This window comes from uncultured Algoriphagus sp., assembly GCF_963974365.1.
Lineage (GTDB): Bacteria > Bacteroidota > Bacteroidia > Cytophagales > Cyclobacteriaceae > Algoriphagus.
This window is the reverse complement of the sequence record NZ_CAXBBX010000001.1, coordinates 558,121-574,610: the sequence shown is the minus strand read 5'-3', so window position 1 is coordinate 574,610 and position 16,490 is coordinate 558,121. Positions and strand designations below refer to the sequence as shown.

General features: G+C 39.4%; 13 protein-coding genes. 9 read left to right on the top strand and 4 right to left on the bottom strand.

Annotated elements, in window-relative coordinates:
* Nucleotides 1–621: 621 nt before the first annotated feature.
* Both AACZ87_RS02190 and AACZ87_RS02185 read right to left on the bottom strand, forming a co-directional pair.
* Entirely contained in the window at nt 622–1,902 is a 1,281-nt protein-coding gene (locus AACZ87_RS02190; RefSeq protein ID WP_339864408.1) for an NAD(P)/FAD-dependent oxidoreductase, read from the bottom strand.
* A 67-nt stretch (nt 1,903–1,969) separates the two neighbouring features.
* Nucleotides 1,970–2,566: a hypothetical protein gene (locus AACZ87_RS02185; RefSeq protein ID WP_339864406.1), complete on the bottom strand. Its 597-nt coding sequence runs from the start codon at nt 2,564–2,566 to the stop codon at nt 1,970–1,972.
* Nucleotides 2,567–2,640: 74 nt separating this feature from the next.
* Here AACZ87_RS02185 and AACZ87_RS02180 point away from each other — a divergent pair, with 74 nt between their 5' ends.
* The 9 genes from AACZ87_RS02180 (at nt 2,641) to fabF (ending at nt 11,055) form a co-directional block, all read left to right on the top strand.
* Nucleotides 2,641–4,293 carry a C45 family peptidase gene (locus tag AACZ87_RS02180; protein WP_339864405.1) on the top strand — a complete coding sequence of 551 codons (1,653 nt, stop codon included), beginning with the start codon at nt 2,641–2,643 and terminating at the stop codon, nt 4,291–4,293.
* Nucleotides 4,290–4,655 carry a holo-ACP synthase gene (acpS, locus tag AACZ87_RS02175; RefSeq protein ID WP_339864403.1) on the top strand — a complete coding sequence of 122 codons (366 nt, stop codon included), beginning with the start codon at nt 4,290–4,292 and terminating at the stop codon, nt 4,653–4,655. The genes AACZ87_RS02180 and acpS overlap by 4 nt, the downstream gene beginning before the upstream one ends.
* Before the next feature lie 3 nt (nt 4,656–4,658).
* Nucleotides 4,659–5,939, top strand: a complete 1,281-nt coding sequence (locus AACZ87_RS02170; protein ID WP_339864401.1) for an AMP-binding protein — start codon at nt 4,659–4,661, stop codon at nt 5,937–5,939.
* Complete coding sequence (locus AACZ87_RS02165) at nt 5,932–7,455, top strand: NAD(P)/FAD-dependent oxidoreductase (protein ID WP_339864400.1); 1,524 nt, start codon at nt 5,932–5,934, stop codon at nt 7,453–7,455. Before AACZ87_RS02170 ends, AACZ87_RS02165 begins: the two co-directional genes overlap by 8 nt.
* A 283-nt stretch (nt 7,456–7,738) precedes the next feature.
* Nucleotides 7,739–8,332, top strand: a complete 594-nt coding sequence (locus AACZ87_RS02160; RefSeq protein WP_339864398.1) for a TetR/AcrR family transcriptional regulator — start codon at nt 7,739–7,741, stop codon at nt 8,330–8,332.
* Nucleotides 8,333–8,394: 62 nt separating this feature from the next.
* Complete coding sequence (locus AACZ87_RS02155; RefSeq protein ID WP_339864397.1) at nt 8,395–9,141, top strand: SDR family NAD(P)-dependent oxidoreductase; 747 nt, start codon at nt 8,395–8,397, stop codon at nt 9,139–9,141.
* A 35-nt stretch (nt 9,142–9,176) separates the two neighbouring features.
* Nucleotides 9,177–9,392 carry a DUF2798 domain-containing protein gene (locus AACZ87_RS02150; protein WP_339864395.1) on the top strand — a complete coding sequence of 72 codons (216 nt, stop codon included), beginning with the start codon at nt 9,177–9,179 and terminating at the stop codon, nt 9,390–9,392.
* A 14-nt stretch (nt 9,393–9,406) separates the two neighbouring features.
* Nucleotides 9,407–9,820 (top strand): PaaI family thioesterase, encoded by a 414-nt coding sequence (locus tag AACZ87_RS02145; RefSeq protein WP_339864393.1) that lies wholly within the window; start codon nt 9,407–9,409, stop codon nt 9,818–9,820.
* Entirely contained in the window at nt 9,817–11,055 is a 1,239-nt protein-coding gene (gene fabF / locus AACZ87_RS02140; RefSeq protein ID WP_339864391.1) for a beta-ketoacyl-ACP synthase II, read from the top strand. The genes AACZ87_RS02145 and fabF overlap by 4 nt, the downstream gene beginning before the upstream one ends.
* Before the next feature lie 354 nt (nt 11,056–11,409).
* On the opposite strand, the gene AACZ87_RS02135 is transcribed toward fabF, so the two are convergent.
* Together AACZ87_RS02135 and murQ are read right to left on the bottom strand one after the other, a co-directional pair.
* Nucleotides 11,410–15,543 carry an AAA family ATPase gene (locus tag AACZ87_RS02135; RefSeq protein WP_339864389.1) on the bottom strand — a complete coding sequence of 1,378 codons (4,134 nt, stop codon included), beginning with the start codon at nt 15,541–15,543 and terminating at the stop codon, nt 11,410–11,412.
* A 120-nt stretch (nt 15,544–15,663) separates the two neighbouring features.
* Entirely contained in the window at nt 15,664–16,476 is an 813-nt protein-coding gene (murQ, locus tag AACZ87_RS02130; protein WP_339864387.1) for an N-acetylmuramic acid 6-phosphate etherase, read from the bottom strand.
* Nucleotides 16,477–16,490 lie beyond the last annotated feature (14 nt).

Sequence of the window (16,490 nt, the reverse complement as noted above, 5' to 3'; positions counted from 1 at the left end):
TTCCAATCCCTTTAAGGAAAATCTTATATGCATTTTAGGTTTAATTAATGATAACGTTAAATGTAAAAATGTGTTTTAATGCATTTATATATTGTTAACGAGTTGTTTATTTAATCTTTCTGTTAGTTCATCCACTGTTGAAATCAGTTCTTTAGTAGGTAATTCAACAGAGTAAACCTCATTCAGTTCATGTTCTGAATTACAATTGTTTTCGTCCCAGCAAGTCCATACAAACCTTGTCATCTCGTTCGCCTGAAAACCGAAAATTGTATATTGATCGATAGTTTCATCAAGTTGAAATAAATGTCTGAAAAATTGGGGTTCGTCTGAATCCCGTTCTTTCAATAGAGTTTTATACACTTGTTTGGATGATAAATCTTCAAATTTGATGTTCCTAAATCGTTTGTTCTTTATATCATCAAGAAAATTTTGGAAAGATGAAATGTAGGTCGGTAGATAAATTGGTTCGTTAGAAATCAATTTATTTCCCAAATAAAAGTTCAGATTCGATAGTTATACAGATGGATTAATTCCTGTCAATTCGAATGAGATATTTTTTCTACTACCAATTATCATCTTCTTTTTCAATATACGCTAACACTTCTATAAATATAAATCCCACTACCCTATCTCCACTTCACCACAATCACCCAAACCTCTTCCAGATTCCTCCTCCGTCCCCTTATTCTCGATCTGAATTACTTTCGCAAGCGTAGAAAGTATTGTTTTATGCTTTTTCACAAATGGATTGGAGACATCCCAAACATGACCAGCTAAGACAGAGCAGATCTGAGCTTTGATTTGGGGGTTGATCTTTGGATTGAAGAAAATTGTCTGGAGTTCGCCGTTGTACCAGCCATCGACATAGGATCTGAACACTTCGATACCATACCTAATCTTTTCCTCATAGTCTTTTTGCCAATTTACTGATTCCCCATTTAATTCCTTTTCCACCATTTTGGCGGCTTTCAAACCTGAAACTGTGGCCAAGGTAACGCCGGAGGAAAATACAGGGTCTAAGAATTCAGTGGAATTTCCGCAGAGCACAAAACCCTCACCAAACATGCTTTTCACACCTACAGAATAACCCAAAATCATCGTGGGATCACGCTGATAAGTAGCTTCGGTGAATCTTCCATTGAGCAACTCGAAACTTTGCACAAACTTCAAATATGCTGCAAAGTCATCCGCTGAGTACGCTTTGGTGTCTTCTGTGTCAGACACAATGCCCACACTGGCTGTCCCGTCTGAAAATGGAATCACCCAAATCCAGGAATTCTTCTCATCAAATGGATAAATAAAAATATCATCGCCCTCTCTTCCGGTTCTCTTTTGATCCACAAAATGCGCAAAAACAGCTCCTCTCGGCTTCTGAACCGAAGGGGTGTCCAAGCCAAACAACCTCGACAACACGCGACCATAGCCACTAGCATCCAATACAAAAGCCGCATCAATTTTAGTTTCCTCACCATCCTGAGACTGAAAGGTTACTGATCGATTTTCTCCTTCTATCTCTACAGCGGTTACAGTACTCCCAAAGACAAACTTAACCCCATTGGCACAGGCAGCATCCACCAAAGCCTGATCGAAATTGATCCTTTGCACATTCCAAGTCCAATCCCATGATTTAGAGAATTGCTGACTAAATAGGAAATTACAGGTTTGATTAGCTCTATTAAAATAGGAAGCCCCCATCTTCTTTTGGAAACCTTTCTCAAGTAATGGCGTGATCAGGCCGGATTCTTCCAGTGCATCCATGCATTTTGGGAGTAAACTTTCCCCAATTACAAACCTTGGAAAACCTTCCTTCTCTAGTACAATCACCTCAAAACCCTGCTTTGCAAGGTAACTTGAGGCAACTGCTCCAGCTGGCCCTGCTCCTATCACTACTATTTTCTTCATACTAAACCTTTACAGAACAGTTCTACTATATACCAACTTCACTTTATTGGGAGAAGATTTAGGAATTCTATTTATTCTTTCTGACTTCCTTCTCTTTAGATCCTAGCAGTTCATAGATCGTACGTGCCCAGTAATTTCTCAGCCCAAATCCCCCGGGCTTTTCTACAAATCGCTCAGCTGATAAAATCTCGGAGGATTGCGCATCGATCATTACCAACCAATGCGATCCTTTTGTCACCTTTTTATTATAGCACTCTGCAACTAAAAGCGCCACAGTCCCTTCAATCTTAGACAAATCATAAGACTTGGCTACAGCTTCTGCCTGCTCTTGAGAAATCTCATAAGCCTCTTCCTGAATCATAGCTTTAGTGTCTACTTCTTTATTTGTCGCATAGGTATAAGCCAGATCAATCGTAACGGAAGGAACGCCTAATGCCTTTTTTACATCGTATTTATCAGGCTCAGTGATCACAAAATCGTTCCAGGCAAGTAAGTACTTTGGCAATTCTTCTGCATCAGTAAATCCTGCTGCTCCTACAAATTTGGCAACAGAATAATCAATGCCAATCCAGGTAATCGGATCATTATTTTTCGCCAAGTGCTCATTTTCAAAACTTGGAAAAAATGCAAGAAACGTAAGAATAAGGGAGTAAAATAAATTCATAACTTTGATGATTAAATAATGTAAAAACACCTGTTCTTTTCCCAAAAAATCAGGCTCCTAAAATTAGACTAGAATTGCAGAAGAAAAAACTCATTATTGCCGGAGTTATATCTCTGTTGATCATTCTACCCATAGTTTTTATTAAAATCACGGTTTATCCTGCCCCGAAACTACCAGAAGTTCATGCTCAGAATCCAGAACGGGAAACTATTAATGCCACCACTTTTCGCTACAAAAACAATTGGCTTCGCAAAAACGAATCTGGAAATTGGGAAAGCTATATAGAAGGCACGCCATATGAACGAGGCATTGCATTGGGAATTCTGCACAAAGAACTAATCCAAAGTCAGGAAGATGCTTTTGTAGGTGAAATCGAAAAGATGCTTCCTTCCCGAATCATGCGGACAATTATGCAGCTCGGAATCGGCTGGTTCAATCGAAATCTGGATGAGGATATTCCTGAGGAATACCTACAGGAAATCTACATGGCATCACAGAGCTTCTCGGACAAATATTCTTACGTAGGCCCCAAATACAATCGGGTTTTGAATTATCACGCCGCCCATGACATCGGACACATGGTTCAAAACATGAATTTGGTAGCCTGCACGGCTGTAGTTCAATGGGATTTTGAGCAAGAGGAAGCACAAATGGTCTTGGGAAGGAATTTTGATTTTTACTTCGGAGACGAGTTTGCCAAGGATAAAATCGTTCTGTTCGTCAATCCTAGCGAAGGTTACGACTTCGTCTCTGTGACCTGGGGAGGTTTCAGCGGAGTCGTTTCAGGAATGAATGAAAAAGGTCTAACTGTCACGCTTAATGCACTTCCATCAGAGCTTCCCACCAAAAGCTCCACGCCCGTTTCGATTATTGCGCGGGATGTGATCCAATACGCTTCCACGATTGAAGAAGCGTATGCAATTATTTCCAAGTATGAGGTCTTTGTATCGGAGTCTTTTACCATTGCTTCAGCCATAGACAAAAAGGCTGCTGTCATAGAAAAAACTCCAGAGAAAACGGCGATTTTCTATCCTGAAGGCAATGAGCTTATCGTAGCAAATCACTTCCAAAGTGATTTCTATAAGGATTTAGAAATCAATTTAGATCATATTCGGGATTCAGAGTCCATGCCACGTTTTGAACGAATGAAACAACTAACGGAAGAAGATACTATCATTTCGGTAGAAAACACACTTCGTTATATCCGCGACCAGAAAGGCGTCAATAATCAGGAGCTAGGAGCAGGAAATCCCATGGCGATCAATCAATTGCTGGCGCATCATTCAGTGATTTTTGAGCCTTTGAAAGGGATAGCCTACATTTCTGCAGCTCCTTTTCAAGAAAATGTATTCAATGCCTATGACGTCAATTCAATCAAAAACTTGGGGACTTTTGATCCAAAAAACTCTCCTGAAATAGACTCCTTGCGATTGGCTCAAGATTCATTTTACAACAGTCAGGGATTTTCAAATTATGGCGAATACAAGCTTCTAAGAGCTGAATTCAAGGAAAATCCTAAGCAAAAAATAGATGAAAACGGTTTCCCCGAAAAGTGGATCACTACAAATCCTGAGTATTACGAACTTTACTTACTGCTCGCAGACTTTTATTTTGAGCAGGATGATTTTGCGAAAGCAAAAAAATACTACCAGCAAGCTCAAAGCAAAGCAATACCATACCTTGGGATCAGTACGCATATCAGCGAAAACTTAGCTAAAATCAAATGAGGGGAATAGGCATTGATATAGTAGAGGTGGACAGGATGACAAAGAAATGCCAAAAGCAGGATTTTGTGGACTTGGTTTTTACGGCTGAAGAAAAAAAGTACTGCCAAGCGCAGGGTAATGCTGCCCAATGCTTTGCAGCGAGATTTGCTGCGAAGGAGGCTTATATGAAAGCAGTTAGCCTGGGCTGGACAAATGATGCGCAATTCCATGAGATTGAAGTTACAAAACTTGAATCTGGACAGCCGAAACTTAGATTGCATGGAAATACAAAGCTTCATTTTGAAAAGGCGGGCTATTCAGATATACTTTTGACACTTAGTCACACATCACAAACTGCCGTGGCAGTTGTAATTGTAGTTTGAAAAATGAAATTCACTTCAGACAAAAGCATTGATTATTTACCAACTGACGAGCTGGAAAACTTACAGGTGGAGCTTCTCAAGAAGCATCTTCGCTATACCTTGGCCAACTCACCGTTTTACAAAGACAAGTTTTCCGAAGACGATATTAAAGGAATCTCCAAACTTTCAGATTTATCCAAATTCATCAGAACTTCAAAGAAGGACTTAGCTGACTGCAATTCCGATTTTTTAAGTATTGCTCCGAGAGAAGTGGTAGAATATGTCACCACTTCAGGAACTACTGGAAAGCCATTGAGCATAGCACTCAGCAAAAATGACTTGGAAAGATTGGCTTATAATGAAGCCCGTTCACTGGAAATAGCTGATTTCACTCCAGACGACACCGTTCAAATCACCACTACGCTGGACAAATGCTTTATGGCGGGAATGGCCTATTATTTAGGTTTGACAAAAATAGGTGCGGCAGTTTTGCGTGCCGGGCAAGGAACTCCCGAATTCCACTGGGAAATGATCAAGCAAATCAATCCCACTGCCCTGATCGCTGTACCTTCATTTCTTCAGAAATTGGGGGCAAATTCAAGATCTATTCCACACCAAATCACCAAAGCCCTGTGCATAGGAGAACCTTTGAGATATGCTGATTTCAGCGATAATCAGTTGACAAAAAATATTGCAAATCACTGGAATATGGATCTAAGATCTACCTATGCTTCTACTGAAATGGCTACAGCTTTTACTGAATGTCAGGAGAAGAAAGGCGGGCATTTACTTCCTGAATTGATCATTTTGGAAATCTTGGATGAAAATGGAAACGAAGTCGCTGACGGAGAAATCGGAGAAGTGACTGTTACCCCATTGGGGATTGAAGCGATGCCTCTAGTAAGATTCCAGACAGGGGATCTGGCCAGAAAACATACGCAACCTTGTGCCTGCGGAAGAAATACACCTCGGCTTGGACCAATCGAAGGTCGCTTGTCTCAGATGATCAAATTGAAAGGAACGACTATTTATCCAACTCAGATCGAAGAAGTGCTTCATCTACACCCATGTGCAAGCCCTTATCTTATAGAGATAGATCAGGATGAAAACGGTTTAGATTCTGTAAGTATTATCCTACCAGATTCCTGTACCATGGAAGATTCCGCTACGTTGATTATAAGCTTGCAAGCAAAGCTTCGAGTGAAGCCCACTTTGAAAAAATCTTCCATTTCAGCCATCCAAAAACTGCTTTTCCGGGAAAATAGCAGGAAGCCAAAAAAGATAATTGACAACAGAAATGCCTAGGATCAAAGAAGAATACGACGTTGTCATTATAGGCTCAGGATTAGGAGGTTTACTCTGCGGCTATGTACTCGCCCAGGAGGGAAAATCAGTATGTATTTTGGAGAAAAATGCCCAGATAGGCGGAAATCTCCAAACTTTCAAACGGGACAAAGTGAAGTTCGACTCAGGTGTACATTACATCGGTGGACTGGAAAAGGGTCAGGCGCTTTACCCATTTTTCAAATATTTCAATCTCTTGGACAATGTAGAAAAAGAGCTTTTGGACCAAGATGGGTACGATATAATTTCCTTTGAAAATGATGAAATCCTTTATCCACATGGGCAAGGATACGATAATTTCGTCAAGCAATTGCTGAAGTATTTCCCACATGAGGAAGAGGGATTGCGGAAATATTGTGAAGAAATTAAAAGAATATGCGAAAAATTCGAGTGGTACAATCTGGATATAGATTATACTGAAACAGATGAAATGAGTGTTTTTGGCCTAAGCGCCAAAGAGGTCATAGAATCCTGTACCAGCAACCAAAAGCTTCAACAAGTTCTTGCAGGATCTAATTTGCTTTATGCCGGGGATGGCGACACTTCCCCTTTTTATATACATGCATTGATCATAGATTCCTATATAGGCAGTGCTTACAAACTAAAGCACAGTGATCAAATTTCTAAGCAGCTTCGCAAGGACATTAAGAAAATGGGAGGTGAAATCTTCATCAACTCAGAGGTAATCAAAATTGAGAATTCCAGCAAATTAGTTGAACATGTAACACTTTCGAATGGGCAACATGTAAGAGGAAAGCAATTTATATCTAACATGCACCCAACACAGACTTTTAGGCTTCTCAATACAGATGGTTTAAGAAAAGTCAATGTCAACCGCATGCTGCAATTAGAAAATACAACTTCTTCTTTTATCCTTTACATCAAACTAAAGCCAGACACTTTCAAATTCTCCAATTACAACCGCTATCATTTCATTGATCAGGACGTTTGGAGTGCCCACAATTACGATTCAGAAAACTGGGTGAAAGGTTTAGCAATTTTCAACTCTAGACCCAACAATGATACATCGTATGCACATACGCTTACTGCCATTGCCTATATGAATTATGAAGATGTAAAGAAATGGGAGGATAGCTTCAACACCACACTTAGCGAAAATGAAAGGTCAGAAGAGTATGTCAGATTCAAGAAAGAAAAGGCTGAGGAATTAATAAATGCCTTGTCTAAATTGTACCCAGGTTTTTCCGATTGTATCGAGAATTACTATACTGCCACACCCTTGACTCAGCGGGATTATATTGGAGCTATTGAAGGTGGACTATATGGGATAAAGAAAGATTACAATGCCCCGGTAAAGTCATTCATTAGTGCCAACACCAAACTTGATAATCTTTTCCTCACTGGTCAAAACATTGTGCTTCACGGTGTGCTAGGCGTTACCATCAGTGCAATGGTTACCTGTCAGTTTATGCTGGGTAAAAAGTATATGTTAGATAAGATAAAGGCATTTGTTTGATGAGTTATTTTCATTAATCTTCTCTAATTCCAAGAACTCATTTTTTATTATTAGCACGAAAGAATTGTGCAATTGAGTTTTAAATACACTGTGTTTTTCAGTTTCCCTGTCAAACATTCCAACAATTTACTTTAGTGAGTTTAAATTATTTAAATCAAGCTTAAACCATTTAGTGGTGTAAAACCAAAAAAAAATCTCCCGATGATTAAACCTTTTTAAAAAATATACCGTTTGGTATAAAAAATATATCTTTGAGAGACTTATTCAAAAAGAAATTCGAATCATGTCAAAGGCAGAACAAACAAGGCAGTTTATTATAGAAAGTACGGCAAGTCTTTTTAATAAAAATGGATTTGCAGGAACGTCTTTATCTGACATGACCAAAGCAACCGGGCTTACCAAAGGAAGTATTTACGGGAATTTCAAGAACAAGGAAGAAGTAGCAATTGAAGTTTTTAAGCACAACTCAGGTCAGTTGGCCAAGAAAATGGAAGCAGCTATGAATGCAGAGAGCAGCTGTTATAGAAAGCTTCTTGCCTTCACCGATTTCTATAGAAACAACTGGGATTCCTTGTTAGAAAAAGGTGGTTGTCCCCTACTAAATTCTGCAACAGAAATGGATGATGCTCTCCCATTTATGAAACCAACCGTGCAGCATTCGTTCACTAAGCTCAGCTCAAGAATCGAAAAAACCATTGAATTGGGAAAAGAACATGGAGAATTCAAACAAGATGTAAACAGTGCCCAACTCGCTTCATTGTTTATTATGCTTATTGAAGGAGGGATTTTAGTATCTAAAACCTTAGAAAATCGCCAACATTTGAACCAGGCATTGGACAGGGTACAAAAAATCATTACAGCAGAACTACTTGCATAAAAAAATTTAATCAAAAATATACCGTTTGGTATATTAATTATAAACCGTTAATTATTAACCTTATGAACACTTCACAAAACACTATTTTGATTACAGGTGGTAGCGCCGGAATTGGATTTGAACTTGCCAAACTACTTTCCGAAAAGGGAAACAGTATTATTATCACAGGAAGAAACCCTGAGCGCTTAAAACAAGCAGCAGCTCGACTTAAAAATGTAACTGCTATTGTTTCAGATGTTTCTGATTCCGAGGATACAAATAGTCTAGTTGCACAGATTAAGTCAGAATTCCCCCAACTCAATATGGTTATTAACAATGCAGGACATGCAGTACTTTATGACTTGACAACTGAAAATGTAAATGCAGCTGAAATTGCTGCGGACGAGATGTTAACCAATTACCTGTCGGTAATCCGATTGAATGAAAAACTATTGCCTTTACTTAAAAAACAGGAAACCGCTGCGATTGTCAATGTGTCCTCTATTGTTGCTTTTGTTCCCGGCAAATTAGCCACCTATTCCGCAAGTAAAGCAGCTTTGCACTCCTATACCCAAGCTTTACGATTGGCATTAAATGAAGATAGCTCTGTAAAGGTATTTGAATTGATGCCTCCTTTGGTTGACACAGACTTTTCTGCACCGATTGGTGGAAAAAACGGAATCTCCCCTACGGTTGTGGCAGAACAGTTTCTTGAAGCTTTCGAAAGCGATAATTATGAAATCCGTGTGGGAAATACCGAAGACATCTACCGCCTTTATCTTTCCTCCCCTGATGATGCACTTCTTGCAATGAATGGTTCTAAAGCATAATTGAGGAAATCATCCTATTCAGACAAGCAATAGTGATGAAACAGAAAATTGCATTTGCCCTTGTAATGGGAATTGTCACGACTGGTATTATATCTTTTGTATTGATCGGGATCAATTTAGGCTGGCCTCATCTTCATTTGGGAATCTGGTTAAAATCATGGTGTATTGCCTATTTAATTGTGATTCCCGCCATCCTTTTGATAGGTCCATTAATTGAAAAATTGGTACACATCTTACTGCCAAAAAAATGAATCCTTTAGAATTAATGAAAGACCAAATAGGGAAAGGATTCTCTGACTCGCCTTCTCCTTTTATGCATTGGTTAAAACCAACTGTTAAAAGTGCTGAACAGGGAGCATTGGAATTTGAATATGAAATCCGCCGTGAATGGCTAAACCCTGTTGGAAATCTACACGGAGGAGTGACTGCGGCGATCATAGACGATATCCTGGGTGCCACCATGTTTACCTTTAATGAGCCCTTTTTCTATTCCACGATCAACAACGTGATTGATTATTTCTCTGCCGCCAAGTTGGGAGAAACCATCGTGGCGAAAACTAAAATCCTCAAAAAAGGAAAGCAATTTGTCAATGCCGAATGTGAGATCTGGAATTCAAACCACACCAGGCTGATTGCCAAGGGATATTCCAATTTATTCAAAACCGAAGTAATAAAATGAAAAGAGTAGTAGTAACCGGCATGGGAACCATCAATCCTTTGGGAAAAGATGTATCTGAATTTTGGAACAACAGCCTTTTGGGAAAAAGCAATGTGAGTCCCATTACCCGATTTGACGCATCAAAATTCCGAACGCAGATCGCATCTGAAATAAAGGATTTCCATCCGGAAAAATATCTGGATAAAAATGAGATTAAGCGCAGCGATCTTTTTACCCAATATGCCTTATACAGTGCCTCTCAGGCATTAGAAGACTCAGGATTGGAGATTGATAAGCTAGACCCTTTTGACATCGGAGTGATTTGGGGAGTGGGTCAGGGAGGAATGGAAACCTTCGAAAATGAGGTTGAAAATTATGTATCGGGAAATTATGTTCCGCGTTTCAGTCCTTTCTTAATTCCACGCTTGATAGTCAACATGGCATCTGGTATGATTTCCATGAAATTTGGCTTGCAAGGAATTAACTATACTTCAGTTTCTGCCTGTGCAACTTCAAACACAGCATTTATGGATGCTTTTAATTACATCAGAATGGGTAAGGCAAAAGTATTTATATCTGGTGGTTCGGAGGCACCAATCACTCCCACTTCTGTAGGAGGATTTTCTGCCATGAAAGCCATGTCTACAAGAAACGAAGATCCTTTAAGTGCTAGCCGTCCTTTTGATAGGGACCGTGACGGATTTGTAATAGGTGAAGGGGCTGGAGCATTGGTTTTGGAGGAATATAATCATGCGAAAAAAAGAGGAGCCAAAATTTATGCTGAACTGGTGGGGGCATCAATGACTGCCGATGCTTACCACATTACCTCACCCCATCCAGAAGGTTTAGGAGCGAAGAAAGCCATGCAATTAGCCCTGAAAGAGGCAAAAATCAATACCTCGGATCTAGACTATCTAAACATGCACGCTACCTCTACTCCGGTTGGAGACATTGCAGAATTAAAAGCAGTGTATAGCACATTCGGAGGGTCAAAAAATCTTTGGCTAAGTGCTACCAAATCCATTACCGGACATTTAATGGGGGCTGCCGGAGCTATTGAAGCTATTTTGGCCATCAAATCCATCAATGAAAACATCATAGTTCCGACAATAAACAATGAGAATTTAGATCCTGAAATCCCAGAAGGAACCCAGATTGTGCTGAATCAACCCTTAGAAAAAAAGGTAAAAACTGCCATGAGCAATGCTTTTGGGTTTGGAGGTCATAATGCCTCAGTCCTATTTCGTGAAGTCTAACCACATGATTTCTTTACCTTAAGATTTAGCTATTTATACTTTTGGAACATCAAAAAATAATACCGGTTTTGAAAATTTGATAAAAAATAACCCAAGCATTTTTGCCTGGGTTATTTTATTAAAGACTAACTAAGCTAGTTCAAAGAGCTTATTAAATTCTCTTTCAGCATTTCTTCATTTATAGTGAGATGGGCGATGCTAACTAGCACTTTACTTGTTTTGATTGCATAGCCTGCATAGGTCAGAAGGACTGCCGGTATACTTCCAAGAGCGGTGATGTCGGTGGTTCCAATTGATTTATGCACTTCCAAAAACCACGTATTTAATAATTATTCAATTAGATCGAAGCAGAAATTAAGCATTGACAGGCAAGTCAATAACCAATAAACACCCCTGATTTGGTTGATTTTCAATGGCAAATGTGCCTTTAAGCATTTGGACTTTTGCTTCAATCCCAACTAAGCCCATCCCCCAGTTTTTTCGATCTTTCTGAATACCAATTCCATCGTCTTCAACGGTGATATTTAAAGTATCCTCATGATTTATTAATTGAACCCGGAGATGTTTTGCCGAAGCATGTTTCAAAACATTCTGTATAAGCTCCTGACAGATCCTATAAACAGTCAACTCAATTTGATCTTCCAACCTTCTTTCAAACCCTAGAACCTGTAGTTCCGCAATAATTGGCGTCGATTCATTTATATCCTCTACCAGTGACTGCAATGCAGATGGAAGGCCAAACCTCCTTAAAGATACCGGAGACATATGGTGCGCAATTTTCCGCACCTCTCCTATGGCAGCATCCAGTTTATCCAAGGTTTCTATTCCCTCCTGTTGCAGTTGATTTTCTGTGTATTTATCAAACATGTTTGCCAAGCGAATTTTTATGGTAGAAAGTTGCGATCCCAAGCTGTCGTGCAACTCACCAGCTATCCTCTCCCGCTCATATTCCTGTACTTTCAGCAAATCTTTAATATGAACATTTTTCTGTTTCTCAATTAAAGTCATTAGCTCCTGCTTTTGTTCTACTTCCAATTTAATCTCCTGATTGAGCAACAAACTCTTTTCATAGATCCTGACATTTTCTAGAATTATTCCGCCTTGACTTGCTAGAATTCGAACCCACCGGATAATTTCATTTGAGTAATTAGCACTACAAAAACTACTTTCCAAATAAATGATCATAGAGAGGCTATCTGAAATCCCTACAGGGAAAATCATGCAGGATTTTATCCCAGCCTCACTTAGCAGACGAAGTTGCGGAAATCCGTTGTCAACCCCCAATTCATCAAAAATCAAGGGAGACTTTGTCCTGTATGACATTAGAAAAATTCCCGACAAATCAATTGCGCCAAAAATTTCACGCTTTCTTAAAGGTTTATTGAGGAGCTGCATCTCTCCCTTTTGACCAAATTGTCCTTTTCCCTCTATTAATTGAATAGCGGCACCACTGGATGCAGAAATCCTAAGCAGAATAGTCAATAGTTTCTTTGAGAGAAGCTCTGCGTCCATTTCACCACCAAGTTCTCTAAGGATATTTTCTATATCCAAAGGATTTTCTTCTTTGATCTTAGAATCAAACAAAAATGAAAATTGCCTTACCAGCTGCCTAACTTTCCTTTTTGCCTCCCATAATTCATAATTATTTACAGATTCCAGGAAATAAAGCTTTGCTGAGTCATAGTCTTTCTTTGCCAGGTAATATTTTCCGGTCAATTCATTGGCTAGGGCAGCTTGATAAAGATTACTTCCGGCAAATTGGCATGCATGTTTATAATCCTGTTCAATCTGTAATTCATTTGCGTCGGATACTCTCCCAATTTCTGCTTTGAGCAACCAATAGTCAGAAGCATAATTATCTGGTGCATGATTATACCAAGTACTTAAATCTACAAACACCCCTTTCAGCCAAACTAGATTTCCCTGCTTTTCTTCCTCCTTTAGGTTACCCCAGTTCTGAGTTATAGACAAACTCAGAATTAGAATATTTGCAGGAACTAAGGGTGAGGCTTCTTGTAATTTCTTGTTTTGATTCGCTTCCTCGGCGCAAGCTTTTGCCTGGTCGTAGTATCCAAAAAGGAAAAAATATCTTGCCAGCACATAGTTCCTGTAGAATCGCTCCTCCTGTAAAGTCAACCTTGCCGCCAGGCCACCTGGATGCTGTTTAGGAAGGGATAGAAAGGGACTTTCAGTAGTCAAATATCGAATCAGCTCCTTTTGATAATGCGTGATGTAGTAGGTCAATTCCATTCCAGGGTAGGATTCCCTGAAATCAAAAGATAAAAGTCCAGAAATTGGCTTTCCACTCAAAAAGTGAAGGTTAAAGAGGTGCGTTTTCAGAATGTATAAGCCTATAAGATCGCCTGACTTTCTACCTACTTCCATTCCTTCCTGCAAAAGTATGGTACTCTCATCAAAGGCCCTTTTCCATGGCTGGATATAAAATGCGAAAACACCCAATACCCTACATCTGTATTGAAGATCTCCTAGAGCTGTATTAATCTCAAGCCCCATTTTCCCAAATTCAAATCCCTCAGTAAGATCCCCCGCAATAATCCGCATTCTTCCATAACTCACATAGCCAATGGTACTTACGTTAGGGAGTTTAAAGTATCGCGATCGCAAAATAAGCTGTAGTGCAGCCCAGGTCATCAGAGCTTCCGAAGTATGGTGCATAGCCATACCTCCTATGTATAATAATCGAAGAATAGAAGATTGCCTTTCTTCCTCTTCTTGTTTAAAAAGCGTATCTATTTTTGAATTTTGCAGGGAGACATGTTTTTGAAAGACCCGGATTTGCTTTTTTAATTCCCGCTCATTTAAAGGTAATTCAATACCGAGTTCCCCTAATATTTCCTGAAGAATAACCACAGCCTTCCGATATCGGCCCAAGTGGTTATTTATCACAATCTTCAATTCAAAAGCCTCTGCTCTATGCTTTTGAATACTTAGATGCTCAATCAAAAAATCCAGTTTGATTTCAGCCAAATCATATTCACCGAGCAGGTATTCGATTTTAGCACTTTCTATATGCGCCTGAAAAAGAATTTCATTTACTTCATCCCATCGTAGTCCTTTCAAGAGATCAAGCGAAGCTTTTAGAAAAACCTTTGCCTGGGAATATGCATTTTCATCTTTCTGGATCATCGCTACTTCCAATAAGATGGTTGCAGCATGTACTTTCTCTCCAGTACTAGTAATACTGTCAGATGCCAACTGTAAATACTGAGCAATTATTACCTTATCAGAGTTACTCAACAGACTAAAGTTATCCCTGAGTAAAACTTTTGCCAGCTGAAAGTGGTAAAGTGATTTCTCTTTATTTGTGAGTCTGGAATAAATAAATTCCCGAAAATAGCTTTCAGAAAACACATATTTGCCATGCTGAAGGACTAATACTCCATCAGAATTAAGATGAGCTAAAGCACTTTGGGCATCCGGAATATCAGAACAAAGGAGTTTAAGATCATTTTCGGAAAGCCGCTCTGCACAGGCATTCAATCCTACTATTTTTTTTGCCGAATCAGAAAGGGAATTTAGCCGCTCCTGGTAAAATTGAGTAGAGTTAACACCCTGAAATCGAGCTTTTATCTTTGGAACATTGCCTCTCCACTCCTCTTTGTCTTTCTCCAAAAGTTTTTCCTGAATAAGCGCATCTACTAATGTGGTCAATAGTGCCGGGTTCCCTTTCCCTAATTGATGAATCAGCTGACTTGTAGTTGACTCACATTTACCTCCCAACAGCTGCTCTATAAAAAGCCTGCTCTGATCCAGGGTAAATTCTCCCAATTCTATCCTTTGAATATGTTTTTGGTCAAAGCCGAGTGATCCAATCAATTGATCAACTTGCCCCATATCTTCCTCCGAATCACGAACTGCACCTAACCAAAGCAATTTGGATGGAGGTATATGAGTAAGCAGGTACTGCAGTAAGTTTGCACTGGAACCGTCAATCCATTGCAAATCATCTGAGAAAAGAATCAATACCCGTTCTGAAAAATCACTGAAATATTCAAAAAGCACCTTAAATAAGTAATACAGCTGATTTTCCATTTTGGGAGTATTGGAAATCTCTTGCTTACCACCATTGGTCCCCAGCATCATCAGTTCAGGAATATATTCACACATCAAAGCGAAATTTTCGCCCAATGCAACGTTTAAACCTTCCGAAAAAGAAATAAACGTCTCTGGATCCATCTCCCTGAACTTGGTTCTTAAGTAATTTCCAATTGCCAATTTCAAGCCTGCATAGGGAACATGCTGAAGTTGGGGAGATTGACTGCTGATCAAAACATCAAAGCTTGAGTTTTGCAGGTATTTTTCAATTAAAAAAGTCTTACCGGCACCGGTTTTACCGATAATTACTGCCCCGTTCCATAAGGTATTCGAAGGATGAAGCATCCTCTTCAAATATCCATCTAGCTGATCCAATAAAAGATTATGAATGGATAGCTCTTCCGAAGCGCTATTTATGATTGAGCTTTGCATCTAAACAAAATGGAAATTAAGAAATACACCTAGTGCTAAACTAAGAAGCAAAACACGGAATTGGTCTATTTTTAGACAGATTTATAATCCCCGTCAGTTAGAATCTAACAGAACTAGCTATTAGCCTTCGGAATATGCGGTAATCACCTTATTCACGGAGCCATGGGTCTCCAATAATGCTGCAGCCTCTTCATAAGATATGGAAGGTATTTCTGATACAATCATCCGTACTCCTCTATCAACAAGTTTGGTATTACTGAGCTGCATATGAACCATCTTATTGCCTTTCACTTTGCCTAAGCGAATCATAAGACTGGTACTGATCATGTTCAGAATCATTTTCTGCGCAGTTCCGGACTTCATTCTAGTGCTACCTGTGACAAACTCAGCTCCAACTTCTACTTCTATCGGGTGGGTTGCATAGGCAGAAATTGGTGCGTTGGAATTACATGAAATACTTGCTGTCAAAATCCCATGCTTCTGTGCTACTTTAAGTCCACCAAGTACATAAGGCGTTTTGCCGGATGCAGCAATTCCTATTACCGCATCATTCTGATTCAATTTATACTTGGAAAGATCAATCCAAGCTTGATTTACATCATCTTCTGCTCCTTCGACAGCAGTCCTTATAGCTTTATCGCCTCCGGCAATCAACCCAACGATCAATTCCGGGGAAGCTCCAAATGTTGGTGGAATCTCAGATGCATCCAGCACGCCCAATCTTCCGGAGGTTCCTGCGCCTATGTAAAAAAGTCTCCCTCCAGCATTGAAATTTTCAACCAGATTGGCTACAAGTTTTTCAATTTGAGGAATTACCTGCTGAACAGCGAATGCTACTTTTTGATCTTCTTGATTAATAGATTCCAACAACTCCCCTAAAGGCATGGATTCTAAATTATCGTAGGAAGAAGGTGATTCGGTAGCAAGATTCATTGATATCAGGGAGT

Excerpts from the sequence above, each read along its gene's own strand:
- AACZ87_RS02190 (WP_339864408.1), bottom strand. The coding sequence starts at position 1,902 with ATGAAGAAAATAGTAGTGATAGGAGCAGGGCCAGCTGGAGCAGTTGCC.
- AACZ87_RS02185 (WP_339864406.1), bottom strand. The coding sequence starts at position 2,566 with ATGAATTTATTTTACTCCCTTATTCTTACGTTTCTTGCATTTTTTCCA.
- acpS (WP_339864403.1), top strand. The coding sequence starts at position 4,290 with ATGAGGGGAATAGGCATTGATATAGTAGAGGTGGACAGGATGACAAAG.
- AACZ87_RS02170 (WP_339864401.1), top strand. The coding sequence starts at position 4,659 with ATGAAATTCACTTCAGACAAAAGCATTGATTATTTACCAACTGACGAG.
- AACZ87_RS02165 (WP_339864400.1), top strand. The coding sequence starts at position 5,932 with ATGCCTAGGATCAAAGAAGAATACGACGTTGTCATTATAGGCTCAGGA.
- AACZ87_RS02160 (WP_339864398.1), top strand. The coding sequence starts at position 7,739 with ATGTCAAAGGCAGAACAAACAAGGCAGTTTATTATAGAAAGTACGGCA.
- AACZ87_RS02155 (WP_339864397.1), top strand. The coding sequence starts at position 8,395 with ATGAACACTTCACAAAACACTATTTTGATTACAGGTGGTAGCGCCGGA.
- AACZ87_RS02150 (WP_339864395.1), top strand. The coding sequence starts at position 9,177 with ATGAAACAGAAAATTGCATTTGCCCTTGTAATGGGAATTGTCACGACT.
- AACZ87_RS02145 (WP_339864393.1), top strand. The coding sequence starts at position 9,407 with ATGAAAGACCAAATAGGGAAAGGATTCTCTGACTCGCCTTCTCCTTTT.
- fabF (WP_339864391.1), top strand. The coding sequence starts at position 9,817 with ATGAAAAGAGTAGTAGTAACCGGCATGGGAACCATCAATCCTTTGGGA.
- AACZ87_RS02135 (WP_339864389.1), bottom strand. The coding sequence starts at position 15,543 with ATGCAAAGCTCAATCATAAATAGCGCTTCGGAAGAGCTATCCATTCAT.
- murQ (WP_339864387.1), bottom strand. The coding sequence starts at position 16,476 with ATGAATCTTGCTACCGAATCACCTTCTTCCTACGATAATTTAGAATCC.